Source organism: Pseudomonas sp. GW821-FHT09H03, assembly GCF_059415945.1.
In genome coordinates this window covers 254,133-279,905 of sequence record NZ_JBWKOF010000002.1, presented here as the reverse complement: position 1 = coordinate 279,905, position 25,773 = coordinate 254,133, and the positions used below count along the sequence as shown (strand labels likewise).

25 protein-coding genes and 1 tRNA gene are annotated in these 25,773 nt (G+C 58.9%); 11 read left to right on the top strand and 15 right to left on the bottom strand.

The annotated features are described in order from the left end of the window. Positions 1 to 101: 101 nt before the first annotated feature. The 6 genes from AC07OG_RS03915 to AC07OG_RS03890 form a co-directional block, all read right to left on the bottom strand. A complete protein-coding gene (locus tag AC07OG_RS03915) occupies positions 102 to 1,322 on the bottom strand; it encodes a tyrosine-type recombinase/integrase (RefSeq protein WP_495066259.1) in 1,221 nt (406 codons plus the stop codon). A gap of 174 nt (positions 1,323 to 1,496) precedes the next feature. Further along, positions 1,497 to 1,572, bottom strand: a tRNA-Phe gene (locus AC07OG_RS03910). A gap of 103 nt (positions 1,573 to 1,675) precedes the next feature. Beyond that, positions 1,676 to 1,948: an oxidative damage protection protein gene (locus AC07OG_RS03905; RefSeq protein ID WP_057397205.1), complete on the bottom strand. Its 273-nt coding sequence runs from the start codon at positions 1,946 to 1,948 to the stop codon at positions 1,676 to 1,678. Then, on the bottom strand, positions 1,945 to 3,012 hold the full coding sequence (gene mutY, locus AC07OG_RS03900) for an A/G-specific adenine glycosylase (RefSeq protein ID WP_495066258.1): 1,068 nt from the start codon (positions 3,010 to 3,012) through the stop codon (positions 1,945 to 1,947). The genes AC07OG_RS03905 and mutY overlap by 4 nt, the downstream gene beginning before the upstream one ends. Next, positions 3,009 to 5,240 (bottom strand): AsmA family protein, encoded by a 2,232-nt coding sequence (locus tag AC07OG_RS03895; RefSeq protein ID WP_495066257.1) that lies wholly within the window; start codon positions 5,238 to 5,240, stop codon positions 3,009 to 3,011. The genes mutY and AC07OG_RS03895 overlap by 4 nt, the downstream gene beginning before the upstream one ends. Before the next feature lie 78 nt (positions 5,241 to 5,318). Beyond that, positions 5,319 to 5,723 (bottom strand): acetyl-CoA sensor PanZ family protein, encoded by a 405-nt coding sequence (locus AC07OG_RS03890; RefSeq protein ID WP_495066256.1) that lies wholly within the window; start codon positions 5,721 to 5,723, stop codon positions 5,319 to 5,321. A 241-nt stretch (positions 5,724 to 5,964) separates the two neighbouring features. Here AC07OG_RS03890 and AC07OG_RS03885 point away from each other — a divergent pair, with 241 nt between their 5' ends. The 7 genes from AC07OG_RS03885 (at position 5,965) to AC07OG_RS03855 (ending at position 11,885) form a co-directional block, all read left to right on the top strand. Continuing rightward, positions 5,965 to 7,629 carry an OFA family MFS transporter gene (locus AC07OG_RS03885; RefSeq protein ID WP_495066255.1) on the top strand — a complete coding sequence of 555 codons (1,665 nt, stop codon included), beginning with the start codon at positions 5,965 to 5,967 and terminating at the stop codon, positions 7,627 to 7,629. A gap of 298 nt (positions 7,630 to 7,927) precedes the next feature. Beyond that, positions 7,928 to 8,521, top strand: coding sequence for an imidazoleglycerol-phosphate dehydratase HisB (gene hisB, locus AC07OG_RS03880; RefSeq protein WP_003186751.1), 594 nt, complete (start codon positions 7,928 to 7,930; stop codon positions 8,519 to 8,521). Next, a complete protein-coding gene (gene hisH / locus AC07OG_RS03875) occupies positions 8,521 to 9,159 on the top strand; it encodes an imidazole glycerol phosphate synthase subunit HisH (RefSeq protein WP_495066254.1) in 639 nt (212 codons plus the stop codon). The genes hisB and hisH overlap by 1 nt, the downstream gene beginning before the upstream one ends. Beyond that, a complete protein-coding gene (locus AC07OG_RS03870) occupies positions 9,160 to 9,420 on the top strand; it encodes a DUF2164 domain-containing protein (protein WP_218424211.1) in 261 nt (86 codons plus the stop codon). It abuts the gene before it with no gap. 42 nt (positions 9,421 to 9,462) lie between these two features. Beyond that, the gene (gene hisA / locus AC07OG_RS03865; RefSeq protein WP_218424212.1) at positions 9,463 to 10,200 is read left to right on the top strand and encodes a 1-(5-phosphoribosyl)-5-[(5-phosphoribosylamino)methylideneamino]imidazole-4-carboxamide isomerase; all 738 of its coding nucleotides are present in this window, start codon (positions 9,463 to 9,465) and stop codon (positions 10,198 to 10,200) included. Positions 10,201 to 10,209: 9 nt separating this feature from the next. Further along, entirely contained in the window at positions 10,210 to 10,980 is a 771-nt protein-coding gene (hisF, locus tag AC07OG_RS03860) for an imidazole glycerol phosphate synthase subunit HisF (protein ID WP_007897430.1), read from the top strand. A gap of 149 nt (positions 10,981 to 11,129) precedes the next feature. After that, a complete protein-coding gene (locus AC07OG_RS03855; RefSeq protein ID WP_060544054.1) occupies positions 11,130 to 11,885 on the top strand; it encodes a substrate-binding periplasmic protein in 756 nt (251 codons plus the stop codon). Here AC07OG_RS03855 and AC07OG_RS03850 read toward each other — a convergent pair. The 6 genes from AC07OG_RS03850 to gpmI all read right to left on the bottom strand — a co-directional run bounded on the left by AC07OG_RS03850 (position 11,866) and on the right by gpmI (position 20,127). Continuing rightward, positions 11,866 to 13,176: a Vps62-related protein gene (locus tag AC07OG_RS03850; protein WP_082457651.1), complete on the bottom strand. Its 1,311-nt coding sequence runs from the start codon at positions 13,174 to 13,176 to the stop codon at positions 11,866 to 11,868. The two genes, AC07OG_RS03855 and AC07OG_RS03850, sit on opposite strands and share 20 nt — an antisense overlap. Before the next feature lie 91 nt (positions 13,177 to 13,267). Further along, the gene (locus tag AC07OG_RS03845; protein ID WP_495066253.1) at positions 13,268 to 14,773 is read right to left on the bottom strand and encodes a S1 family peptidase; all 1,506 of its coding nucleotides are present in this window, start codon (positions 14,771 to 14,773) and stop codon (positions 13,268 to 13,270) included. A 145-nt stretch (positions 14,774 to 14,918) separates the two neighbouring features. Further along, on the bottom strand, positions 14,919 to 15,701 hold the full coding sequence (locus AC07OG_RS03840) for a divergent polysaccharide deacetylase family protein (protein WP_060544056.1): 783 nt from the start codon (positions 15,699 to 15,701) through the stop codon (positions 14,919 to 14,921). Position 15,702: 1 nt separating this feature from the next. Continuing rightward, complete coding sequence (locus tag AC07OG_RS03835; protein WP_218424215.1) at positions 15,703 to 17,016, bottom strand: S41 family peptidase; 1,314 nt, start codon at positions 17,014 to 17,016, stop codon at positions 15,703 to 15,705. Positions 17,017 to 17,050: 34 nt separating this feature from the next. Next, positions 17,051 to 18,346, bottom strand: coding sequence for a murein hydrolase activator EnvC family protein (locus tag AC07OG_RS03830; protein ID WP_060544058.1), 1,296 nt, complete (start codon positions 18,344 to 18,346; stop codon positions 17,051 to 17,053). A 251-nt stretch (positions 18,347 to 18,597) separates the two neighbouring features. Beyond that, positions 18,598 to 20,127, bottom strand: a complete 1,530-nt coding sequence (gene gpmI / locus AC07OG_RS03825; RefSeq protein WP_495066252.1) for a 2,3-bisphosphoglycerate-independent phosphoglycerate mutase — start codon at positions 20,125 to 20,127, stop codon at positions 18,598 to 18,600. A gap of 153 nt (positions 20,128 to 20,280) precedes the next feature. On the opposite strand from gpmI, the gene AC07OG_RS03820 reads away from it, so the two are divergent. Genes AC07OG_RS03820 through secB form a run of 3 tightly spaced genes read left to right on the top strand, consistent with a single transcriptional unit; the run spans position 20,281 to position 21,492 of the window. Next, positions 20,281 to 20,694, top strand: coding sequence for a rhodanese-like domain-containing protein (locus tag AC07OG_RS03820; protein WP_495066251.1), 414 nt, complete (start codon positions 20,281 to 20,283; stop codon positions 20,692 to 20,694). Position 20,695: 1 nt separating this feature from the next. Continuing rightward, positions 20,696 to 20,950: a glutaredoxin 3 gene (gene grxC / locus AC07OG_RS03815; RefSeq protein WP_007972741.1), complete on the top strand. Its 255-nt coding sequence runs from the start codon at positions 20,696 to 20,698 to the stop codon at positions 20,948 to 20,950. A 56-nt stretch (positions 20,951 to 21,006) separates the two neighbouring features. Beyond that, the gene (gene secB / locus AC07OG_RS03810) at positions 21,007 to 21,492 is read left to right on the top strand and encodes a protein-export chaperone SecB (RefSeq protein WP_060544061.1); all 486 of its coding nucleotides are present in this window, start codon (positions 21,007 to 21,009) and stop codon (positions 21,490 to 21,492) included. Between the two features lie 132 nt (positions 21,493 to 21,624). Here secB and trmL read toward each other — a convergent pair whose 3' ends face one another. Further along, positions 21,625 to 22,080: a tRNA (uridine(34)/cytosine(34)/5-carboxymethylaminomethyluridine(34)-2'-O)-methyltransferase TrmL gene (trmL, locus tag AC07OG_RS03805; protein WP_218424216.1), complete on the bottom strand. Its 456-nt coding sequence runs from the start codon at positions 22,078 to 22,080 to the stop codon at positions 21,625 to 21,627. Between trmL and AC07OG_RS03800 the strand changes: the two genes are divergently transcribed. Then, positions 22,079 to 22,519 carry a hypothetical protein gene (locus AC07OG_RS03800; protein ID WP_060544063.1) on the top strand — a complete coding sequence of 147 codons (441 nt, stop codon included), beginning with the start codon at positions 22,079 to 22,081 and terminating at the stop codon, positions 22,517 to 22,519. The two genes, trmL and AC07OG_RS03800, sit on opposite strands and share 2 nt — an antisense overlap. Before the next feature lie 569 nt (positions 22,520 to 23,088). Here the strand turns inward: AC07OG_RS03800 and ntrC are convergent. After that, positions 23,089 to 24,525 (bottom strand): nitrogen regulation protein NR(I), encoded by a 1,437-nt coding sequence (gene ntrC, locus AC07OG_RS03795; protein ID WP_060544064.1) that lies wholly within the window; start codon positions 24,523 to 24,525, stop codon positions 23,089 to 23,091. Beyond that, positions 24,522 to 25,607 carry a nitrogen regulation protein NR(II) gene (glnL, locus tag AC07OG_RS03790; RefSeq protein WP_060544065.1) on the bottom strand — a complete coding sequence of 362 codons (1,086 nt, stop codon included), beginning with the start codon at positions 25,605 to 25,607 and terminating at the stop codon, positions 24,522 to 24,524. Before glnL ends, ntrC begins: the two co-directional genes overlap by 4 nt. Positions 25,608 to 25,773: the final 166 nt, after the last annotated feature.

Genomic DNA, 25,773 nt, shown 5'->3' with positions numbered 1-25,773 from the left:
TAGCTGTATGAATATCCAGCGGTAGCGATATGTTAACTGCCTTGCACTTGAAAAAGGAACCCTGAGAACTCATTGGGAATGATTATATGAATCACAATGTATCAAGCTCGCTTAATGCTCACCACGTCGACGCCGATGAGTAGCGCATCAATCGAATCAGCCCAGCTCTGCATCATTCCCCGGCGTTGCTCCAAGTAGTTGGCATGGTTGTACGTGTCGCGAATGCCATCAGAGTCACCGTGCGCCAACTGGCGCTCGATCCAGTCCTTGTTGTATCCGCGTCCGTTCAACTCAGTGGATAACAGATGTCTGAAGCCGTGGCCGGTTTGGCGATTCTCGTAACCCATCACACGCAGCGCTTTGTTAATCGTGTTCTCGCTCATGGGGCGATCTGGGTTTTGCTGGCCAGCGAATACAAGCGGGTATTTGCCCGTAATCGGTTGGAGTTGGCGCAGGATCTCGACAGCCTGTTTCGGCAGGGGTACAGCGTGCGGGCGGCGGGCCTTCATGCGTTCCTTAGGGATTGTCCAGGTCGCAGCATCTAAGTCGAACTCTGCCCAAGGCGCGGCTCGCAGCTCACCAGGACGAACAGCGGTAAGCACCAGTAGGCGAATGGCGCAGCGGGTCAGAAGGTTGATATTGGCGTTGTCGCACTTGGTCAGCAGTTCGGGCAGCTCGTCCATGGCGACGTGAGGATGATGGCGGGGCGCTTTCGTGGGAGCGGCTACCACGTCCAGATCGGTGGCGGGGTTCGACTCTACGACGCCCTTGGCCAATCCATAACGGAATATCTGGTGCAGCCACTGGCGAATTTTCCCGGCAGCGTTCAGCGTCCCCCTGGCCTCGACTTTGCGAACCAGTTCCACCAGATCGGGTCGAGTAATGCTTTTCAGCGTGCGGGAACCAATTCCGGGGATCAAATCATTCTCTAGGTACAGCTTGGCCTTGTAGGTGGTGCTTTCTGCCCAGCGGGGTGCGTTATAGGCAAACCACTCCCGTGCAAGCGTCTCAAATGTCAGTCCCTCCACCTTCTGCGCTCGTCTGGTGGATTTTCGTTCTTGCGAAGGGTCCTTGCCCTCAGAAATCAGTTGTCGTGCCTCAGATCGCTTTTTGCGAGCTTGCACCAACGTCACTTCCGGGTATGAGCCAAATGCCAATCGATTTTCTTTGCCGAGGTGACGATATTTGAGACGCCAGAGCTTTGAGCCGGTGGGCATGACTTCGAGATACAAGCCTTCGCCGTCGGCAAGCTTGTATGGCTTCTCCTTGGGCTTGGCTGCTTTGAGAGCGGAATCGCTCAGGGGCGTGACTTTCAGGGCCATGAAGCACCATTTTGGGGGCATGCGAGATGACCGAACCGGTCATGCCCCCAACTCTGCCCCCAAAACTTTGGGCTGCCTAGGTCGGTTTCGGCAACCATAGACAACAAAAAGCCCGCACTAGGCGGGCTTCTTGTGGGCTTTCGGGTGGTTTTGGCACCACCTGAAATTAATTAGTGGTGCCCAGAGACGGAATCGAACCGCCGACACGGGGATTTTCAATCCCCTGCTCTACCGACTGAGCTATCTGGGCAACGGGGCGCATTAAACTGGTTTTTCAGGGGGTCGTCAAGCAAGTTTTCAAAAAAAATTTAATTATTACCGTCGCTTACGTTCCGACCCCCGATAAATCGGGGTTATTCCGACGGCGGCACGTAGCCTTCGGCCTTGGCGTAATCCTCGCCGGAGAAGTACTTGTCCATCTCGCCCTGAAGATATTTGCGATCTTCGGCGTTCATCATGTTCAGGCGTTTTTCGTTGATCAGCAGGGTCTGGTGCTTTTGCCAGTCGGCCCAGGCCTTGGCCGAGACGTGGTCAAAAATGTCCTGGCCTTTGGCGCCCGGGAATGGAGCGCGCTCCAGGGCGGGCAATTCTTCTTTGTACTTGCGGCACATGATGGTGCGGGTCATGACGACTCTCCTGCGTTCAATACGGCGGCCGCGCGTTCGAGCAAGGTTTTGACCGGGGCGGCAAGGCCCAGGCGCGGCGGGGTGGCGAGGTTATACCAGAGCCAGTCGGCCTCGGCCACGTGATGGCCGCTCTCCTGGACCTGGACCAGCCAGGGTTCGATGGATAACTGGAAATGACTGAAGGTGTGCACCAGGCTTGGCAAGGCCTGTTGCGCTCCGAGTTCCAGCGAGTGTTGTGCAGCCAGATGTTGCAGGTCGTCGAGGTCGTCGAGTTCCGGCAGGCTCCAGAGGCCGCCCCAGAGGCCCGTGGACGGGCGACGGTAAAGCAGGATCGCGCCTTCGCCGTTGCTGAGCAGCGGCATCAGCGTGCGCTTCTGTGGCACGGCTTTGCGCGGCTTGGGGATCGGGTAGCGGGTTTCAAGGCCGAGCATGTGCGCTTCGCAGCCCTTTGCCAGCGGGCAGAGCAGGCAGCTCGGCTTGCTGCGGGTGCAGAGCGTGGCGCCGAGATCCATCATCGCCTGGGTGTAGGCATTGACCCGATCATGCGGTGTAAAGCGCTCAGCGTTGGCCCAGAGCTGTTTGGCGACCTTGGGCTCGCCGGGGTAGCCCTCTTGTGCGGTAAAGCGCGCCAGCACGCGTTTGACGTTGCCGTCGAGGATCGGCGCGCGCAGGCCCATGCTGATGCTGGCGATTGCACCGGCAGTGGACAGGCCGATGCCCGGCAGGTCGGTGAGTTTTTCCACGTCACGGGGAAACTCGCCACCGTACTGCTCGACGACGATTTTCGCGGTCTTCTGCAGATTGCGCGCGCGGGTGTAGTAACCCAGGCCTGTCCACAGGTGCAGCACTTCGTCTTCCGGTGCGGCGGCCAGGGCTTGGACCGTTGGCAGCGAGGCCATGAAGCGGTCGAAGTAATTCAGTACGGTGCTGACCTGGGTTTGCTGCAGCATGATTTCCGAGACCCACACCCGATAGGGGTTGATGTCCTGCTGCCAGGGCAAATCGTGACGGCCATGGCGGTCGAACCAGTCCAGTACCGCCGATGAAAACTGCTCGGCTCTCATCGCTTGAACAGCCCCTTGAGCGCGTCTTTGAGTTGCGGGCTGACCTTGTCACCGAGCTTCTCGTCGATTTTTTCGCTGATTCGCTCGCCGGCCAGCTTGCTTGCCACCTGACCCATGCGTTCGTTATCCACGCGGCAAGCCTTGGCGCCCAGTTCCAGCGGTCCACGGCAGCGCAATGGCCACTCGATACCGACGAATTTCTCGCCGACCTGGCAAGCCGGGTCGGGCATGTCGCTCTTGTCGCCTTCGACGATGATGCCGACGCGATAATCCATGCCCAGCACGCGCAGGTCGATGTCGCCGTCACCGTTGACGGTCATGCCCGGAATGCGCACTTTCAGGTCCGGGTTGCTGGCCACGCCATTGCGCAAGGTCAGGTTGCCCTTGAGCTCCTGGAACGGTGTGTCCTTGCCACGAGGTTCGCCGCTGAGGGTTTTGCGGTTGAGGGTGGCGATGCCCTTGCACAGCTGCTGTTCAAGGTTGGCATTGAGCAGCACGCCATTGTTGATGACGAAACTGGCGTTGCCATTGAGTGTTTCGATCAGCGCTTTCTGGCTGTTGCCGCTGCCGGTCAGGGCGCTGTTGAGCGTGACCAGGCCTTTGACGGGCGGATTCTTGCCCTGGCTTTCGAGGATTTTTTCGACCGGGACCCGGCTGATCTTCGTCTGCATGTTCAGCACTGGCACCGGTTGGCGCACGTCGAGGGTGCCCGTGGCTTCAAAGGTGCCGCCATACAGATCACCGCGAAGGTTCTGCAGGGTCAACAGGCCGCCCTGGCCCGCCGCCTTCAGGGCCGCGTTCTGGATCGGCAGTTTTTCCAGGGTCAGTTGGCCGAAGGTCAGGTCGGCGTCCACATCGAGCTTGCTCAGGCGCTCCACCGGCAGCAGGCGCTCGTTGCTCCACGCCTCCTTGGTGGGTGCCTGGGGCAATGGGGTGCTGCCGGCGCCAGCCAGGGCATCGGCTTCGGTACTGGCAACTTCAGCCTGGCGCACTTGTGTCGCGCTGTTGGCTTCGGCTGATTTTGGGCGCAGGTAACGGTCGACGTTGAAAGTGTCGGCCTTGAGTACCGCGCGCAACGATTGTTTGGCGAAATCTTCGACGGCAATGCGGCCGCTGAAGGAGCTGTCGTCGACTTTCAGGTTGATGTTGTCGAACGCCACGCTGGTCGGCGTGGCTGCCAAGCGGCTGACCAGTTCGACTTTGCGCAGGCTGCCTTCAGCCATGGCCGGTAGTTGTTGGCCGATGCTGTCGACGAATTGTGCCAGGTCGAACTGTGCAATCGAAATGCCGCCACTGACCTGCGGGGTCTTGTCGAGGTCATTGACCTTCAGTTCGCCCAATGCCCGCAGCTGGTTGGCGGAGATCTTGATGCCGGTCCACTCGGCGACATTGGCGGCCTTGTCCAGCAGCAACTGGCCCTGGGCTGCGAAAGTCACGGTCTTGCCTTGCAATGGATCGCCAGCGACTTCACCGGACAGTTTCAGGTCTTCGAATTTGTAGCGCTGCAAGGCGCGCTCGAAGCGCAACTCGCCGTTGAGCTCGGTGCGGACCCGCAGCACTGGCTGGTTGGTGCCGAGGAATGCGGTGAGTTTGACCGGGATGTTGGTGGAGTCATGCACCGCGCCGGTGCTCAGTTGAATGCTTTCGGCGCTGAACTGCCTGCCGGTTTTCTCGTCGTTGTACTCGACCCTGGCGTTATTGACGGTCAGGCTGTCGATGTCCAGGCGCATTGGCAGAGCCGGTTTTTCCGCTTGTGCAGTGGTTTGCGGTACAGGCTCGCCGGTGACGGCAGGTGTGGTCGAGGTGGCGGAGTCGGTCGGAGCCGGTGCCTTGCCGACGTCTTCCCAATTGCCGTGGCCGTCCTTGTCGCGGACCAGTCGCAGGTTCAAGCCTTCGACGCGCACGTCGCTCATCTGCACCTCACGGCGCAGCAGCGGCAGCACGCGCACCGACAGGCCGAGCATCTGCAAGTCGGCGAACGGTTCGGTCGGTTTGACCAGGGTCGCCACACTGGCATCGTGCAGCTCCAGCCCCAGCCACGGGAACAGGCTCCAGCCGATATCGCCATTGAGCGTCAGCTCGATGTGGGCCTTGTCGCGGGCTATCTGGCGGATCTCGTCTTTGTAGTCGTTGGGATCGAAGAGGTGGGTCAGGGCAAAGCCCAGCGCCACAATGATCAGCAACAGCCCGAGAAGTACCAGACCCAGGATTTTGCCGAACGCTTTCATGGGCGAGTCCTTGTAATTAGTCAAATTCAAAATTTAGCCGAGGAGTATAGCGCTCCAGACCAGACGGCCGGTCGGCGATCACTGCGCAAGAACATCAAGCGGCAGTTTCAGCTTGGCTGCCAGTGCCTGAGCTTCCAGGTGCCCGGCAGGCGCCAGCAGGCGCAAGGTTGCGCCGGTTTGCGCAGCCATTTTTTGCGCTTCGGCCACCAGTCGCTCGGCGACGCCGCGGCGACGGGTAATTTTTCGTACGCAAATATGGGACAAGTGCCAGACCTCTTGGTGCCGCTGCAAGCGAGCTGCACCGAGCAGTCGATCATTGAAGCGCCCGGCGATCAGCGAGCCGTCTCGCAGGCAGTCTTCGATCAGCTGTGCATCCGTGGCAAACGGTGCAAACAACCAGTCTGGCGCGTCGCGGTAAATTTTCTGCAGGTCTTGTTGGTCCTGGTCAGAGGGTTCGCGCAGCGGCTCAACAATGATCGGCATATGGTTTCCTGTGAAGTTGTACGCGTTCTCTATGCGGGAGGGAGATCAGATAACGTACAAAAGGTGATGTCAGTTTGGTTTTTCCATCGTCTGCTGATGGTAACCTTTGCCCGTTCGTCCGTCCTTCTGCGACTTGATGTCGCATAACCATACTCAGCACTCCAATAAGCGGTCATGCGTGCGCATTAAGGCCGGGGGGCGGGTGGCAGGGCGAACCATACTAATAATTGGGGGATTCACAATGACCACGAGCATTACGGCGGACGGCCTCGGCGCCGATCAGCCTGCGTTCCTGTCCAAGGAGCGGATTATCGCCAAGCCCGGTTTCAACCGCTGGCTGGTGCCACCTGCCGCGCTGGCCATCCACCTGTGCATCGGCATGGCCTACGGCTTCTCGGTGTTCTGGCTGCCACTGTCCAAGGCCTTGGGTGTCTCCGCAGCGGTGGCTTGCGCGCCGGACATGAGCTTCATCGCTCAAGTCTTTTCGTCCCAGTGTGACTGGCCGATTTCGATGCTGGGCTGGATCTATACCCTGTTCTTCATCTTCCTCGGTTGCTCGGCGGCAATCTGGGGCGGCTGGCTGGAACATGCCGGGCCGCGCAAGGCTGGTGTCGTGTCGGCGCTGTGCTGGTGTGGTGGCCTGCTGATTTCCGCTCTGGGGGTATACACGCACCAGATCTGGCTCATGTGGATCGGCTCCGGGGTCATTGGCGGTATCGGCCTGGGCCTGGGTTACATCTCGCCGGTGTCGACCCTGATCAAATGGTTCCCGGACAAGCGCGGCATGGCCACCGGCATGGCGATCATGGGTTTCGGTGGTGGTGCGATGGTCGGCGCTCCGCTGGCCGCAGCGCTGATGGGGCATTTCGCTTCGCCAACCAGCGTTGGCGTGTGGCAGAGCTTCCTGGTGATGGCCGCGATCTACTTCGTGTTCATGATCGGTGGCGCATTGTCCTACCGCGTCCCGCCAACCGGCTGGAAGCCTGAGGGTTGGACCGCGCCGGCGAAAAAAGCCTCGAACGCGATGATCACCCACCGCCACGTTCACGTGAACGTGGCGTGGAAAACGCCACAGTTTCGTCTGGTGTGGCTGGTCTTGTGCCTGAACGTATCCGCCGGCATTGGCATTCTCGGCATGGCTTCGCCCCTGTTGCAGGAAGTGTTCGCCGGCAAGTTGCTGGGCAATGATCTGGCCTTCGGCCAGTTGGATGCTGCGCAATTGTCCTCGATTGCTGCAATCGCCGCCGGATTCACCGGCTTGCTGAGCCTGTTCAACATCGGCGGGCGTTTCTTCTGGGCATCGTTCTCGGATTACCTGGGCCGCAAAAACACCTACTTCGTGTTCTTCGCCTTGGGCTTTGCCCTGTACGCGTTGATCCCGAACCTCGGCCACCTGGGCAACATTGCGCTGTTCGTGGCGGCGTTCTGCATCATCCTGTCGATGTATGGCGGTGGTTTTGCGACCGTTCCTGCGTATCTCGCGGATCTGTTCGGTACACAAATGGTCGGCGCTATCCACGGTCGCCTGCTGACGGCGTGGGCAGCAGCGGGCGTATTGGGCCCGGTGTTGGTGAACTATCTGCGTGAATATCAGCTGAGCATCGGCGTTGAGCGTGCGGCGGCGTACGACATCACCTTGTACATCCTGGCCGGCCTGCTGGTGCTGGGTTTCCTGTGCAACCTGCTGATACGTCCGGTGGCCGACAAGTACTTCATGACCGAGGCCGAGCTGGCTGCCGAGCAGGCGCTGGGTCACGATAAAGGGGCTGACAGCAGCACGTCGCTGGAATGGAAAGCGGCGGCGGGCACCAAGCCGCTGGCGGTGGCTGCCTGGCTGGTGGTGGGTCTTCCGTTGGCGTGGGGTGTCTGGGTGACCCTGCAAAAGACGGCAGTGCTGTTTCACTAAAGGTGCTTGGCCCGAATCTGGAGAGGCTCGGGCCAGTCCCGTATACACCCGTGTGGGAGCGGGCTTGCTCGCGAAAGCGGTGTGTCAGTCGCCGATAATGTCGACTTAAACGCCGCTTTCGCGAGCAAGCCCGCTCCCACATTGTTTTTGTGTACTGCCCAAATGGCTTGTATGGACATGTCTATCGCCTGCGGTGCTGGATTCAGCCCGTCAGGGATATCACGTATCGTGTTTCTGTTTGGCGCCCGCACGCCTATAATGGCTACCTTTTTCGCCCAATGATTTTGCGGAGCTGGTGATGGCCGAACGTAAGGCGTCAGTCGAGCGCGACACTCTGGAAACCCAGATCAAAGCCTCGATCAACCTGGATGGCACCGGAAAGGCCCGGTTTGATATCGGTGTTCCTTTTCTTGAGCACATGCTTGACCAGATCGCCCGTCACGGGCTGATCGACCTGGATATCGTCAGTAAAGGCGACCTGCATATCGACGACCACCACACCGTGGAAGACGTCGGTATTACCCTGGGTCAGGCGTTCACCAAAGCCATCGGCGACAAGAAAGGCATCCGTCGCTACGGCCACGCCTACGTGCCGCTCGATGAAGCGCTGTCGCGCGTGGTGATCGACTTCTCCGGCCGTCCTGGCCTGCAGATGCATGTTCCGTACACCCGCGCCACCGTCGGCGGCTTCGACGTTGACCTGTTCCAGGAGTTCTTCCAGGGCTTCGTCAACCACGCCAACGTCACCCTGCACATCGACAACCTGCGTGGGCACAACACCCACCACCAGATCGAAACCGTGTTCAAGGCTTTCGGCCGCGCCCTGCGCATGGCCGTCGAGCTGGATGACCGCATGGCCGGGCAAATGCCTTCGACCAAGGGCGTTCTGTAATGCAGACGGTCGCGGTTATCGATTACGGCATGGGCAACCTGCACTCGGTGGCCAAGGCCCTCGAGCACGTCGGTGCCGGCAAGGTCCTGATCACCAGCGATGCCAACGTGATTCGCGAAGCTGACCGGGTGGTTTTCCCCGGCGTCGGTGCGATTCGTGACTGCATGGCGGAGATCCGACGCCTGGGCTTTGATTCGCTGGTGCGCGAAGTCAGCCAGGATCGTCCGTTCCTCGGCATTTGCGTCGGCATGCAGGCCCTGCTTGATCACAGCGAAGAAAACGACGGCGTCGACTGCATCGGCCTGTTTCCGGGTCAGGTGAAGTTCTTCGGCAAGGATCTGCACGAAGACGGTGAGCATCTGAAAGTCCCGCACATGGGCTGGAACCAGGTGAAGCAGAAGGTCAGTCACCCGCTGTGGCATGACATTCCTGACCTGGCGCGTTTCTACTTCGTGCACAGCTACTACATCGCTGCCGCCAACGCGCGTCAGGTGGTGGGTGGCGGTCACTACGGTGTCGATTTCGCCGCCGCGCTGGCCGAAGGCTCGCGTTTTGCTGTGCAGTTCCACCCGGAGAAGAGCCATACCCATGGCCTGCAATTACTGCAGAACTTCGCTGCGTGGGACGGTCGTTGGTAAATGGCAGTCAAGAAAACGAAGCCGCCGATCCTGACCCTCACTCCCGAACAGGAGAACGAGGCCAATCACAAGATCAAACGCTTCATGGAGGATCGCTTCGAACTGGACCTGGGTTCGTTCGAAGCGGCCGAAATCCTTGAGCTGTTTACCCGCGAAATTGCCCCGCACTATTACAACAGGGCGATTTTCGATGTGCAGACGCACCTCAAAGAGAGGTTCGAAAGCATCGAAAGCGACCTGTGGGCGCTCGAGAAAAACTGATTTCCGAGCCAAGCTGAACATTCAATTTTGAAGGTTTGCCAGATGCTGATTATTCCCGCTATCGATCTCAAAGACGGTGCCTGTGTTCGTCTGCGCCAGGGCCGCATGGAAGATTCCACAGTGTTCTCCGATGACCCGGTGAGCATGGCTGCCAAGTGGGTGGAGGGCGGTTGCCGCCGTCTGCATCTGGTCGATCTGAACGGTGCCTTCGAAGGCCAGCCGGTCAACGGCGAAGTGGTCACTGCCATCGCCAAGCGCTACCCAAACCTGCCGATCCAGATCGGTGGCGGTATCCGCTCCCTGGAAACCATCGAGCACTACGTGAAAGCGGGTGTGAGCTACGTGATCATCGGCACCAAGGCCGTGAAAGACCCGGCCTTCGTTGCTCAAGCCTGCCGCGCTTTCCCGGGCAAAATCATCGTGGGTCTGGATGCCAAAGACGGTTTTGTCGCCACTGACGGCTGGGCTGAAATCAGCACCATCCAGGTGATCGACCTGGCCAGGCAGTTTGAAGCCGATGGCGTGTCGTCGATCGTTTATACCGACATCGCCAAAGACGGCATGATGCAAGGCTGCAACGTGCCGTTCACCGCTGCGCTGGCCGCAGCCACCAAGATTCCGGTAATCGCCTCCGGCGGCATCCATAACCTGGGTGACATCAAGACGCTGCTCGACGCCAAGGCACCGGGCATCATCGGCGCCATTACTGGCCGCGCGATCTACGAAGGCACCCTCGACGTCGCCGAAGCGCAAGCTTTCTGCGATTCGTACAAAGGCTGAGGACTGACCATGGCGCTGGCCAAACGCATCATCCCTTGCCTGGACGTGGACAACGGCCGGGTCGTCAAGGGTGTGAAGTTCGAGAACATCCGCGACGCCGGTGACCCGGTGGAAATCGCTCGTCGTTACGACGAGCAGGGTGCCGACGAGATCACCTTTCTCGACATCACTGCCAGTGTCGACGGCCGTGATACCACGTTGCACACCGTCGAGCGCATGGCCAGCCAGGTGTTCATCCCGCTGACCGTAGGCGGTGGCGTGCGCACGGTGCAGGACATTCGCAACCTGCTCAACGCGGGCGCAGACAAGGTCTCGATCAACACCGCGGCGGTGTTCAACCCGGAATTCGTCGGTGAAGCGGCGCAGCATTTCGGTTCGCAATGCATCGTGGTTGCTATCGATGCGAAAAAGGTCTCGGGGCCTGGTGAAACGCCACGCTGGGAAATCTTCACCCACGGCGGGCGCAAGCCGACCGGCCTGGATGCTGTCGAGTGGGCGAAGAAGATGGAAGGCCTGGGTGCCGGCGAAATCCTGCTGACCAGCATGGACCAGGACGGCATGAAAAACGGTTTTGACCTGGGCGTTACCCGCGCCATCAGCGATGCGCTGGGCATTCCGGTGATTGCCTCCGGTGGTGTCGGCAACTTGCAACACCTGGCCGACGGCATTCTTGAAGGTCACGCCAGCGCTGTACTGGCGGCGAGTATTTTCCACTTTGGCGAATACACCGTGCAGGAAGCCAAGGCCTACATGGCCCATCGTGGAATTGTGATGCGCTAGGTTCGTATCAAAACTGCCTGTGCGACGATCATGCCTGATCGTCGCCTGGCGAGTTTTCGTACAATGCTTGAACAAACCAATGCAGGCCAGTGGACATCATTGCAGGCTCAAGGCACTCTTGGGTACGCCATGGATTCAGGTAGCCAGACATGCTTAAACGCTTTCTTCTCGTCCTTGCCAGCGCCTCCCTGTTGTTGATCAACGGGGTACAAGCCAAAGACAGTCCCGATACCGACCTGGTATTGCTGACGGAAAACTTCCCTCCATACAACATGGCGAAGAACGGCAAGAATTTCGCCCAGGATGAGAATATCAATGGCATCGCCGTGGATATCGTCCGCGAGATGTTCAAGCGCGCCAACATCACCTACAGCCTCACGCTGCGCTTCCCTTGGGAGCGAATCTACAAACTTACCCTGGAAAAACCCGGTTATGGCGTGTTCGTCATGGCGCGGGTGCCGGACCGCGAACAACTCTTCAAGTGGGTTGGCCCTATCGGTCCGGACGACTGGATCATGCTGGCCAAGGCCGACAGCAAGATCACTCTGGATTCGCTGGAGCAAGCACGCCAATACAAGATCGGCGCCTACAAGGGCGACGTGATTGCCGAGACCCTGGCCAAACAGGGTCTCAATCCGATCGTCGTGCTGCGCGATCAGGACAACGCCAAAAAGCTCGTCAACGGCCAGATCGACCTGTGGGCCACCGGTGATCCGGCCGGGCGCTACCTCGCTCGCCAGGAAGGAGTGAGCGGGCTCAAAACCGTTCTGCGCTTCAACAGCGCCGAGTTGTACCTGGCGCTGAACAAGGACGTGCCAGACGAAACCGTGGCCAAGCTCCAGGCGGCGCTGGATCAACTGCGCAAGGAAGGCCGCGTGGACGAGATCATGGCGCGTTATCTGTAGCAGTTGGCAATCCTGTCACAGGTGCAGGAGCGCACACTTCATTGTCTTCACGCGGATATTCGGCAAAGTCCAGGCCGTCGCTATCCGCGTAGGTGAAGCTTACCGCCGCTTGTGTGCCATCTTCACGCAAGAGGTCGTAACGACTGTGTAGTTGATAAACCGCCAGCATTCTATTTTTCGGAATGATGGCGGCGATATCTATGGCTTGCGATTTTACCCAGCCGCTGAAGGATTTTTCGGTGTGAGTGAAGCTTTTGGTCAATCTGGCCGAGTACGTTACTGGATGACCAGCCTCCGAGACCCGGGTCGGCCATGCAGATTTCACCTCGATTGAAGTTATTCGGGTGAAGACCTGCAACAACTTGTCGATCAAGGTTCGAGGCGCTGACCATCGCAATAGTTTGCTCTTTTCGTCGGTGTTATGGCCTTCACCGATGAGCACGTACTGGTCTGTTCTGGCCAGGTGGTAGTACGGTGATTTACTGAACCTTTCGATCGGTAGCATGAAGTTGTCTTCGACTGCGAACCAGGGAAGTCTGGCCGTTTGAGTGGCCGCCGGTGTTTCGAGAGGTTGAGGTGCGCTGAATCCGGTGAGTACCGGAAGCTGCGGCGCGGGATTGATCTGCAGGGGGATCTGCATTCGCAATGAGTATGCCGCTGTATGAGTGAACGGCTTGTCATAGCTGTTGGCGCCGATAAAGGTGCCTGGTGCGAAATAGATCTCGCCTTCTTCCGCGTTCGGTGGGGTGATACTCCAAGCGCTGAAGTCCACTTTTGCACCGCTGCCCTTGTCGTTCCAGATCAGGTCGCCGACGTTCGAAGCGATCACCAGATCCGTCCGCACGCAACGTACGGCGTTCAGCGAAGGTTTATCGTGACCATTGGAGCAAACCAGTCCCAGTGCCACATACCCATCAGGCGGGATCGGGCGCCATATCGCTCCGCTTGATCCGGAGTCAGAGCTTTTCCAGATTTGCTCGTAGTCGTCAGGTCGGCTGAGCGCTTTCTGTTGATGTGGCTCGTTGCTCTGCGGATCGCCCTCGCAGACCACCGCCATCACTCGTTGTCCGCTGATGTTGCTGTCTGCGGACGCCGCGAGGTCGCCCAGCGGGAAGTACCCTGGCAACAAATCAGGTGCCGGGCTCGGCCGCCAAAAGCTTGCCAGTTCCGCACCTGAGCCCTTGGTGCTCCAGACCCGTTGAAATTCCGTCGTGAAGTTGATCAGCAGGTTGTCGAATTTTATCGACTCCATGGGTTTTGCGACCGGGATCGCCGTGTTATCGGTGGGCATAATCAAATCCTTGATTGTTAAAAGCAGTCAAAATGGCTGCAACCTGTTGCAGGTCTTACTCTGCGGAGTGTGGCGAGGCCTTGTGCGGTAATTATTTATCGACAGTGATAATTTCAGGCGCCCGTATCACGTCTGTGCGCACCTCGGAGGTATTCAGATCCTCATCCTGGATATAGCTGCAAAGCGTAATTGGAAGTGCGTCCATTGGCACAACAAGTCCAATTTGCTGTCGTGTAAATTCCCCGGGGTTCAGATCCGCACACTTGCGTTCGCCAATGTCGTCATCAAAGTAGTGAACCCAAAATGGATAAGGACTTTTTTCATGCCAATCGACATAAAGTTCGGGGAAATCAGGAGAGGGGGTTAGTGTCAGTACGGGCTGCGGCAATGGCTTGAAATTCGTTTCTACGAGGCGTGCGGGGATTATTTGAATACTGTTGAACAGGCGGGCATCGGGCCTGTGCCCTGCTGATTGAACGCCCAGCAGGCACAGGAAATACATGCCGCTTTCGCTGCCTATCGATGTGTCGATGACGGCGTCGACAGTGCTTATGGTGCCGCTGTAATAGTGAGGCGAGTAGCAGGATTTCGCATCCTGTACTGTTTTAACTCGATAGAAAGGAGCATCCATCGAGAACCTGATATTCCACTTGGGTACCAGATTGTCCGGATGGCTGGGGGTTCTGAATTTTTCGGGAAGATAGGCGTTTTTTATTCTGAAGTCGGTTGTGGAAGATAATTGGCAGTCACTTGATTTCAGATCGAAACGTCCATCGACGAAGCAGGCTGACAGAGAGCCAACGGGAACACTGTACTGGGTTTCTTCAGCGAGGATTGGTTTTGCGTCTCGTACTTCGCAGGGGTTATTGCGTGAGCACATTTTTTCCAGCGTGGCGCCGTGAGTGGATGTAAACAGCACACCTGCTATCTCCCCGGTTTCAGGATCAATTACAGGGCTGCCGGAAGAACCGCCCCGAATGTCTATGCAATTATTTTTTCGGGTTTCTGGATACACTTCATCGGCTTCCACCAAGGTGGCATCTGTCGTCTGCTGGGTGCAGCGCGCAAGTCTGAGGCCGACTCCATCGAGGCCAGATGGCGCACCGACGATAAGGATGTTGCCTGCTAAGGATGAGGCATCATCGGAAATTTTCAGGGGGGTTATTCCCTCTTTCAGCAATGAATCCAGTGGTACGGCGAGTTCCAGGATAGCGAGGTCCCTGATGGAGTGTCGGGACCAGGTGACTTTGTTTATTTTGTAGTTTTTCTGGTTTTTGTAAGTGTCGCTGAAGTAGTTGAATTTCACGCTGAGTTGGGAAAGGTCATCCCATGGGTTGGAGCAGTGTTCGGCGGTCAATAAGTAAGCAGGACCAGCGGCGTTGCCGCTTTTATCGCGAGTGTCGAGCAGGCTGGCCGTACAATAGGGGGAGTCGCTGTAATGAAGCACGCCAACTCCATTGAGGCGGGAGTAATGGTTGTCGGAATTTTTTAATAGGATGCTACTTGGTGTTGAAAAAGCATCATTCGCATAAGTGATTGCGGAAGTTGTTAGCGCGAAAAAAACACATATGCCTAGTGCTTCCATTTTGTAAGTCATGGCCGATCCTTGGTCTTTATTGGCGTGGCGCGAGCGAATCAATGCATTTCATGTTCATTCCATGATTATGAAATGCAGAGCGAGTCCTATCCTGGCATGTGCCCGAGCACTTGGAGATATATATAGTTATTGGTGGCGGGTCGAATCACGGAGTGTGATAAGTGCCGTTGATGCCGTGGGCCGCTGTTGCACGGTTGCCGCGCACGCTGATCATCATTTTGATGTCGATCCAGTCAATTCCCTGAGCCTTGAGCTTGGGTAACTCCCGTTCAAGCACTGCCAGGGTCTGCGGATACGGATGTCCGATCATCACCACCGACCCCTGCTTTTGCGCCAGGCTGATCGCGGTTTGCAGTTGCTTGAATATCGCTTCTTCTGTGCGCTCGTCATCCAGAAACACATCCCGCGAAACGCTCGCCAGGCTGACTTTCTGCGCCTCGGCGGCTGCCACGGTTTGCGCGCTGGTGCGACTGTCGACGAAGAATTTGTGCCGACGCTGCAAGTCCGCCATCAACCAGGCCATGGCGGCTGGTTGCGCAGTCATGCGGCTGCCCATGTGGTTGTTGATGCCAGCGGTGTAGGGCACAACCTTGAACGCGGCGTTCAGGCGTTTCTCAAGCTCTTCGACGGGCAGGTCGGGGTGCCAGGCAAAAGGTCCGGTGGCCGGGTCCATGGGCATATGCAGGATGACGATCTTGCCGGCGCGATGGGCTTCGCGGGCAAATTCGCTGGCGTGGGGGGTATCTGGCATGATCGCCGCGGTCACCGGGCCAGGCAAGGCCAGCACGCGGCGATCCCTGGGCAGGTTCTGTCCCAGGTCGTCGATGATCAGGCTCAGGTAGGCCTTGTGCGGTGGGGACGCTGCCTGGGCAGGTGCCGCAGCACCTGCGAGGCAGCACAGCAGGCCGATCAATAACCGCAGGCGCATCTCAGCGGCCGGAGGTGATGCTCAGCCCTTTGAGCAGGCTCAGGGCCTGGGCCAATTGATAGTCGTCGTCCTGAGGCATCGGTTTGGCTTTGCCGCCGGAGCCGGTCGGCTTGTCGGCGCCGCCGTTGCCATTGCCCAAGTGGCCCTGCAAGTCGGCTTCCTTGAAGTAATCGCCGTCCTGCTCGTCGGTGATCTTGGCCTTGCGCACTTCGATGTCCGGAACGATGCCCTGAGCCTGAATCGAGCGGCCGTTCGGTGTGAAGTACAAGGCCGTGGTGATCTTCAGCGCACGATCGTTGTTCAGCGGCAGCACGGTTTGCACCGAACCCTTGCCGAAGCTGGTGGTGCCCATGACCACGGCGCGCTTCTGATCCTGCAAGGCACCGGCAACAATTTCCGATGCCGAGGCGCTGCCGCCGTTGATCAGCACGACCATTGGTACGGCTTCGCTTTCGTCCTTGCCAGTGGCGTTGAAGCGCAGCTCGGAGTTGGCAATGCGGCCCTTGGTGTAAACGATCAGGCCCTTGGTGATGAAGTGGTCGACCACTTCCACCGCAGACTGCAGCACTCCGCCGGGGTTGTTGCGCAGGTCGAGGACGATGCCCTTGAGCTTCTTGCCGTTGTCCTTGCGCAGCTTGGCCAGGGCCTTGGAGACCTCTTCGCCGGTCTTGACCTGGAATTGGGTGATGCGAATGTAGCCGTAGCCGGACTCCAGCAGCTGGCTCTTCACACTCTTCACTTGAATGACGGCGCGGGCCAGGGTGACGTCGAACGGCGGGCCGCCGTCGCGGACCAGGGTCAGGGTGATTTTTTCACCGATCTTGCCGCGCATCTTGTCCACGGCTTCGGTCATGCTCTGGCCGCGGGTTGGCTGGCCATTGATCTTGACGATGAAGTCGCCGGCCTGGATGCCTGCTTTCGAAGCCGGGGTGTCATCGATCGGCGAAACCACCTTGATGAAGCCGTCTTCAGCGCCGACTTCGATGCCCAGGCCGCCGAACTCCCCGCTGGTGCTTTCCTGCAGCTCGGCGAAGTCTTCAGGGCCGAGGTAGGCCGAGTGCGGGTCGAGGTTGCTGAGCATGCCCTTGATGGCATTTTCCAGCAGGGTCTTGTCATCCACCGGTTCGACATAGGCGGCTTTGATCCGGTCCATTACCTCGGCAAAGGTGCGCAATTCATCCAGCGGCAAAGGCGCCTTGGTGGTCGCAGCAGTGCCCGCAGGCGCAACGGCCGGTTGAGCGGCGAACGCCAGAGGCGCGCCGATCACCAGGGCGATCGTCAGGGCCAGCGAGGTAAGGCGGGACAAATGCAGCATGTCGAACGAACTCCTAATGTAGGTGACTCAACGCCTATCCTTGCGTGCGGCACCATTGCGCCGGATCACTCGGGTGACCCTGCTGACGAATTGCAAAATACAGCGCTGGTGTGTCCTGCCCGCCACTGTTACCGACAGTGGAGATGGACTCACCGGCTTTTACCACGTCACCCGCAGACTTGAGCAGTGTCTGGTTGTGGCCGTATAGACTCAGGAAGCCATTGCCGTGGTCGAGAATCACCAGCAAGCCGGCGCCCCGCAGCCAGTCGGCGAACACCACGCGACCGCCATGCACGGCATGTACTGCACTGCCAGCTGAAGCGCTGATCATCACCCCGTCCCATTTGGTCCGGGCATCATCGCCCCGGCTTTCACCGAAGCGTGCCAACAGTCGACCGTCGACAGGCCATGGAAGTTTGCCGCGAGTTGACGAAAAGGCGCCGCCGAAGGTCTCGCCCGAGCTGGATACCAGCGCGCCTGGTGTTGATCTGACCGGTTTGCGTGGGGCGTCATCGCCGGCATCTGCCTGCGCCTGGGCCTCACGTAAACGCTTTTTTTCGGCTTCCTGCTGGGCGATCAGCGCTTTTTGCCGCGCTTCTTCTGCCTCACGTGCCTGGCGCGCCAGGGTTTCTTCAATGGTTTTAAGGACTTTAGACAGGTCAGCCTGATCCTGCTCGCGGGCCGCCAGCTTCTGGTCACGAGCCTTTACGTCGTCATTGAGTCTGGCCAGGACTTTCTGGCGTTCCTGGCGAACTTTGTCCAGTTCACCGCGCTGGGTGTCGAGGCTGCTTTGCTGTACCAGCAGTTGTGCCTGCTGCATGGCGATGTCTTTTTCGACATTGCTCAGTTGGCGCAGGGTTTCATTGAAGTTCTTCAACTGCTCCAGGCGGGCCTGACTCAGGTAGTCGTAATAGGTAAGGGTACGGGCGAATTTTTCCGGATTCTGTTGGTTGAGCAGCAGCTTGAGATATTCCTGGCGCCCGTTCTGGTAGGCCGCACGGGCCTGAATGGCGATCAGTCGTTGCTGTTCAGTGCGCGCGCTCTGGAGTTTTTTTTTCTCGGCATCGAGTCGCTGCAACTCGTCTTCGCTTTTCTTCAGCTCTTTTTGCAGGGCTTCGACCTGCTTCTCGAGCTTGCCCATTTCGGTCTCGGTGCCCTTGAGCTCTTTTTGCACACCGGATTTTTCTTCCTGCAGTTTGCCCAGCATTTTTTTCAGCTCGGCAATATCCTGACGCGTAGCGTCCAACTGTTGTTGGGTTTGCGCGCGCTCGTCAGCAAAGGCCGGTTGGAGCAGGCATGTCAGAGCAAGGGCTATCAGGACACGAAGCATAGAGGCGGGCGGCACCAAGGAAAGGGACAGCCTAGTATGCCCGCCATGGGCAGCAAAAAAAATGCCCATTTCCGACTGTGTGATAACTGGACAAAAAAACACCACAAACCAATGTGGGAGCCTGTGGCGAGGGGGCTTGCCCCCGTTGGGCAGCGAAGCGGCCCCAAAACAGTGTTTTGGGACTACTGCGTAGTCCAACGGGGGCAAGCCCCCTCGCCACATAGTCTCGCTCCCACTGGGTATTGCGGGGTTTACACCAGGATCGAAGTCCCGGTCATTTCCGCAGGCTGATCCAGGCCCAGCAGTTTCAACATGGTCGGCGCCACGTCCGCCAGCACGCCGCCTTCGCGAACCTTCAGGTCACGCTTGCCGACATAGATGAACGGAACCGGTTCGGTGGTGTGCGCGGTATGCGCCTGGCCGGTGGAGGCATCGGACATTTGCTCGACGTTGCCGTGGTCGGCGGTAATCAGCGCTTCACCGCCGACTTTCTCCAGGGCCTCGACGATGCGGCCGACACACTGGTCCAGGCATTCGACGGCTTTAACCGCTGCTTCGAACACGCCACTGTGGCCGACCATGTCGCCGTTGGCGTAGTTGACCACGATCACGTCGTAACGCTGGTTTTCAATGGCGTCGACGATGCGGTCGGTGACTTCCGGCGCGCTCATTTCCGGCTGCAAGTCGTAGGTAGCGACTTTCGGTGACGGAATCAGGATGCGTTCTTCGCCCGGGAACGGTTCTTCGCGACCGCCGGAGAAGAAGAAGGTCACGTGGGCGTATTTTTCGGTTTCGGCGATGCGCAGTTGGGTCTTGCCGTTTTTCGCCAGGTAATCACCCAGCACGTTTTCCAGGCTGCCGGCAGCAAAGGCCGATGGCGCAGGAATGCTTGCGGCGTACTGGGTCAGCATGACGTAGCCGGCCAGTTTTGGCTGGCGGGCACGCTCGAAGTCCTTGAAGTCGTCTTCGACGAACACGCGGGTCAGCTCGCGAGCGCGGTCGGCACGGAAGTTCATGAAGACCACGGCGTCGCCGTCCTCCACTTTTACCGGCTCACCGATGGAGGTGGCTTTGACGAATTCATCGCTTTCGCCGCGCGCGTAGGCCGCTTCCAGACCTTCCTGTGCGGTGGCAGCGTTGAACTCGCCGTGGCCATCGACAATCAGGTTGTAGGCTTGGGATACGCGGTCCCAGCGGTTGTCGCGGTCCATGGCGAAGTAGCGGCCGATGATGCTGGCGATCCGGCCTTTGCCCAGGGCCTGGAAAGTTGCGTCGAGCAGTTCGATCGATGATTGCGCGCTTTTCGGCGGGGTATCACGGCCGTCGAGGAACGCGTGCAGGTAAATCTTTTCGGCGCCGCGCTTGAAGGCCAGTTCGGCCATGGCGATCAGGTGGTCCTGGTGGCTGTGCACGCCGCCATCGGACAGCAGGCCCATGAAATGCACGGCTTTGCCGGCGGCGACGGCTTTGTCCACAGCGGCGCAGATGGTCGGGTTCTCGAAGAACTCGCCGTCGCGGATCGATTTGGTCACACGAGTGAAGTCCTGGTACACCACGCGGCCGGCGCCGAGATTCATGTGGCCGACTTCAGAGTTGCCCATCTGGCCATCCGGCAAGCCGACATCCATGCCGCTGCCCGAGATCAAGCCGTTAGGCACGGTGGCCCACAGGCGGTCCAGTACGGGCTTCTTCGCGGCGAAGATGGCATTGGATTCAGGGCTGTCACTGTGACCGAAGCCGTCGAGAATCATCAGGACCAAAGGTTTAGGCGTGGTAGTCATGGAATCCACTCGTGGCTGAGATAAAAAGGAGCAATGGAAAAGGGAGTGGCAGTTTAAAGCGAAGTTCCGGCCACGTCACCGCCGGACGGGGTTTGGCCCACCATAGTGGCTGTGTATACTGGCCGACATTTTAACGCCCTGGAACCTCCTTCGATGGTTGCTCACCTGATTGAATTTGCCACTAACCACTACATTCTCGTCGGTATCTTCGTCGTACTGCTGGCGTTGCTGATTGCCTATCAAATGCAGGGCGGCGGCCGTAGCCTGAGCACCGGTGAACTGACCGGGCTGGTCAACAAGGACGCAGGCGTGGTGATCGACATCCGTCCGGTCAAGGATTTCGCCGCCGGTCACATCGTCGGTGCGCTGAACATTCCCCACGACAAACTGGCTGCTCGCGTCGGCGAACTGGAAAAACACAAGGCCAAGACCATCATTCTGGTCGATGCCATGGGCCAGACCGCCGGCACCCATGCCCGCGAACTGATGAAATCCGGCTTCACCGCCGCCAAGCTGTCCGGCGGTATTTCCAGCTGGAAAGGCGATAACCTGCCGTTGGTGAAGTGATATGAGCAACGTCGTCGTCTATTCCAGCGATTACTGCCCCTACTGCTCGCGAGCCAAATACCTGCTCGAGAACAAAGGCGTAGCCTTCGAAGAGATCAAGGTCGATGGCAAGCCGCAGGTGCGCGCTGCAATGGCCCAGAAGGCCGGGCGTACGTCCGTGCCGCAAATCTGGATCGGCAGCACACACGTCGGCGGTTGTGATGATTTGTTTGCCCTGGAGCGCGCCGGCAAGCTCGATGCGTTGCTCAGGGCCTGACTGCATTACCCAAAACAAGCAAACCTATAAGAACCCTGGATCAAGAAGGATCTGCGATGACTGACCAACAGAACACTGCTGCGACCGAAGAAGAAACTGCACCGCAATTCTCCTTGCAGCGCATTTATGTGCGTGACCTGTCCTTCGAAGCTCCGAAAAGCCCGGCGATTTTCCGTCAGCAATGGGAGCCGAGCGTCGCTCTGGACCTGAACACCCGTCAAAAGGCCCTGGAATCCGATTTCCACGAAGTCGTGCTGACCCTGTCGGTGACCGTGAAGAACGGTGATGAAGTGGCGTTCATCGCTGAAGTGCAACAGGCCGGGATCTTCCTGATCAAGAACCTGGACGACGCTTCGATGAGCCACACCCTGGGTGCGTTCTGCCCGAACATCCTGTTCCCGTACGCTCGCGAAACCCTGGACAGCCTGGTGACCCGTGGTTCGTTCCCGGCTCTGATGCTGGCGCCGGTGAACTTCGACGCGCTGTACGCGCAAGAACTGCAACGCATGCAGGCTGCGGGCGAGACGCCGACCGTCCAGTAAGCTGTCCTGATCGTCGAAGCAAGTCCAATGTGGGAGCGGGCTTGCTCGCGAAAGCGGTGTATCAGTCAACATTCATGTTGAATCTGATGACCCCTTCGCGAGCAAGCCCGCTCCCACATTTGCTATGCGGTGCTATTTGAAGCCGTTCTGGCGCCAGGCTTCGTAAACGGCGACCGCCACGGTGTTCGATAGATTCAGGCTGCGGCAGCCTTCGCGCATCGGCAGGCGCAGGCGTTGGTCGGCGGGCAGGGCATCGAGCACCTCAGCGGGAAGGCCGCGGCTTTCCGGGCCGAACAGGAACGCGTCGCCGGGCACGAAACTGGCATCGTGAAACGCTCGCGAGCCCTTGGTGGTGAAGGCGAACAACCGTGGATGACCGAGGTTTTCCAGGCAGCTGGCGAGGTCAGCATGGCGTTGCAAGGTGGCGTATTCGTGATAGTCGAGGCCGGCACGGCGCAGGCGCTTGTCGTCCATCTCGAAGCCCAGCGGTTCGATCAAATGCAGGTGGCAGCCACTGTTGGCGCACAGCCTGATAACGTTGCCGGTATTCGGCGGAATTTCTGGTTGGAAAAGGATGACGTGAAACATGCACGGCTCCGAAGGTAAAGATGAGCGGCATTCTACGCCGCAAGCCGGCTTGCGTTCGAAACTATTCCTGCGGGTGATGGCGTCGCTGGCAATTGTTGGCGTAATGGTGGGAATGATGATCGGGCGCCTGACCACCCCCGATCCCAGCGAACTGCAGCAGATTGAAGTCACGAACGATGGATTGGTGGTGTGGTTCAACCAACAGCCCAAGACTCACGGCGAGATTGTCGACGGCAGCGTTGCTCTGCTGTTCGATGCCAAGGGCCTGGCCAAGAGCGGCCAGCTCAGGCTTGGCGACAAGGACGTGAACTGGCGGGTGCGGTTGAGTGATGGCGGGTTGTTGTTGACGCTGGTGGCGGCTCGGCCTCTGCAGGGCGAATGGGCCGGTAGCGAGGTCGATGACCGCTGGCGGCTGCAGATCCATCTCCGGGAGCAATAAAAGAGGGAATCCCCGGCCTGCCTGTACCAAGGTTCCCGAAACGGGCGGGTTGGCGCATGGCACCAACCCCGGTGTAAAGAAGGAACCCCTGACCTGCCTGTATCAAGGGCCCCAAAACGGTTGGCTCGTCGCGGTTGCGGTGTGAGCCTGGTGTAAAGAGGGGAATCCCCGGCCTGCCTGTACCAAGGTCCCCGAAACCGGGTAGGTGAACTGAATCACTTGAAAGGGATATTGCAGGGGGCGTGCCAGTTTTTAACAAGTTGAAACGCAAAGTTGTGCTGAAATGCCGAAAGCCCCGTATTACGGGGCTTTCGTGTTTTTTCGGTAGGGCTTCGATAGCGAACGCAGGGGGAGCGTTGAAGTTGTTTTTGTGCGCGATTGCGGTTCACGGTGCTTTGAGTCGGTGCACGCAGTTCTAAATGTGGGAGCGGGCTTGCTCGCGAAGAGGCCATCACATTCAACATCGATGTTGAATGACGCCCCGCTTTCGCGAGCAAGCCCGCTCCCACATTGTTCGGTGTGAACTAAAAAGAGGTTCGCTGCCAGCGATGTTGCAGGGCTAGCCCAATTTAGCCCTCATCCCCCTCATCATCATCCCCGCCATCTACCTTCATCCCCAATTCCTTGATCTTGCGAGTCAGGGTATTGCGGCCCCAGCCCAGCAAGACAGCGGCATCGCGGCGGCGACCGGCGGTGTGTTTGAGGGCGGTCTCGATCATGATCCGCTCGAAGGCTGGCACAGCGCTGTCTAGCAGGCTCGACTGACCGCGAGCCAGCGCCTGGTCGGCCCACTGGCGCAGGGCCTGTTCCCAGTTGGTCACTGGCGCCGAATCCTGAGGCAGGCTCAGCAGCTCCGGCGGCAAGTCGCCGATGTGCACTTCGCGACCCGAAGCCATCACCGTTATCCAGCGGCAGGTGTTCTCCAGCTGACGCACGTTACCCGGCCACGGCAGGTTTTTCAGGTATTCCTCGGTTTCGCTCTTGAGCAGCTTCGGCTCGACGGCCAGTTCCTGGGCGGCACGACTGAGGAAGTGCTTGGCCAGGGTCGGGATGTCTTCGCGACGGTCCGACAGGCGAGGAATGTGGATTCGAATCACGTTCAGTCGATGGAACAAATCCTCACGGAATTTCCCGGCGTGCACCAGGGTTTCCAGGTTCTGGTGCGTCGCGGCAATGATTCGCACGTCGACCTTCACCGGCACATGACCGCCCACGCGGTAGAACTCGCCGTCTGCCAGGACACGCAGCAGGCGGGTCTGGGTATCGGCCGGCATGTCGCCGATTTCGTCGAGGAACAAGGTGCCGCCATCTGCCTGTTCGAAACGTCCGCGACGCAGGTTGGCTGCGCCGGTGAAGGCGCCTTTCTCGTGGCCGAACAGCTCCGACTCCATCAGGTCCTTGGGGATTGCCGCCATGTTCAGCGCAATGAACGGCGAAGCCGCACGGGGGCTGTGGCGGTGCAGGGCGTGGGCCACCAGTTCTTTACCGGTACCCGATTCACCATTGATCAGCACGGTGATATTGGAATGGCTCAAACGCCCGATGGCGCGAAACACTTCCTGCATCGCCGGCGCTTCGCCGATGATTTCCGGGGTGCGAGTCAGCGTCGGAACGACTTCCAGGCCTTGCTGTTCCTGGGCGTGCTGGTTGGCGCGCTTGACCAGGGATACGGCTTCGTCGACATCGAATGGCTTGGGCAGGTACTCGAATGCGCCGCCCTGATAGGACGCGACAGCGCTGTCCAGATCGGAGTGAGCGGTCATGATGATGACCGGTAACCGTGGGTGTTGTTCGCGAATCCGCGCCAGCAGGTCCAAGCCGCTGGCACCGGGCATGCGGATGTCGGAAATGATCACGTCCGGCTGCTGGCGCGCCAGGCGGCTCATCACGCCATCGGCGCTGTCGAAGCTTTGCGTAGTCATGCCTTCCTGCTGCAAGGCTTTTTCCAGGACCCAACGGATAGAACGGTCGTCATCGACGATCCACACGGTTTCACTACGGCTCATGTCGATGTGGCTCCTTGTTCCAGTGGCAGAAAGATCGAGAAGGTGGTGTGGCCGGGGTGGCTGTCACATTCGATCAGGCCCTGGTGCTGGCTGATGATGTTCTGGGTAATGGCCAGGCCCAGACCGGTACCATCCGGACGGCCGCTGACCATTGGGAAGAAAATGGTTTCCTGAAGCTCGGCAGGAATGCCCGGACCGTTGTCGATGATTTCGATCTTGGTCACCAGGCGATGGCGCACGTGGCCGATGGTGAACTGGCGCATGGTGCGCGAGCGCAGGCTGATGCGACCCAGGCGCAGCTCGTTCTGGCTGCTGATGGCTTGCATCGCGTTGCGCACGATGTTCAGTACCGCTTGAATCATCTGTTCGCGGTCGATCAATACGTCAGGGATGCTTGGGTCATAGTCGCGCACCAAGGTGATGCAACCCTGGCTTTCGGCCTCCACCAACTGGCAGACACGCTCCAGCACTTCGTGGATGTTGCACATTGCCAGCGAAGGCAGCTTGTTCGAGCCGAGCATGCGATCGACCAGATTACGCAGGCGATCGGCTTCTTCAATAATGACGTTGGTGTAGTCGCGCAGGCTTTCTTCCGGCAGCTCGCGGGCCAGCAACTGCGCCGCGCCGCGAATACCGCCCAATGGGTTCTTGATTTCATGGGCAAGGCCGCGCACCAGCATTTTGCTGGTTTCCTGCTTCGACAGTTGCGCCTCCTCCTTGGTGATTCGCAACAAGCGGTCGCGAGGATGCACTTCGAGCAGCAGCAGGGTTTCGCCATTGTTGAGGATGGGCGTTACAGCGTAATCGACGGTCAGGGTCTGGCCGGTGAGGGCGGTGAGCATGGCTTCACGTTTGGTGAATGGATGCGCGTGTTCTACCGCCTGGCGCAAAGAATTCAGCGCTTCGGGGGACTCGGTGAATAACTCGCTGATGAATTGCCCATGGCTGCGCTGACCACTGATGGCCAGCAGCATCTCCGCCGCCGGGTTCATGTACTCGAGGCGCAATTCGGCATCGAGCAGGATGGTGGCGGTGGTGAGGTTGTCGAGTAGCAAACGGTGTAGTGCGTCGCTTATGGTCATCAGGACCTCTTTTGGAGCGGAGCGGGCGCAAGAATCAAGCGTTGGTAAGCGCAAAATGCAAAAACCAAACCAAGGCTCCGAAAAGAAGCGCTTTAGCGCTAAAACGGGCGTTTAGCGCTCGATTGCATAGCGCTCGGTTCGCCGTTACGGGTATTTTCGAACCAAA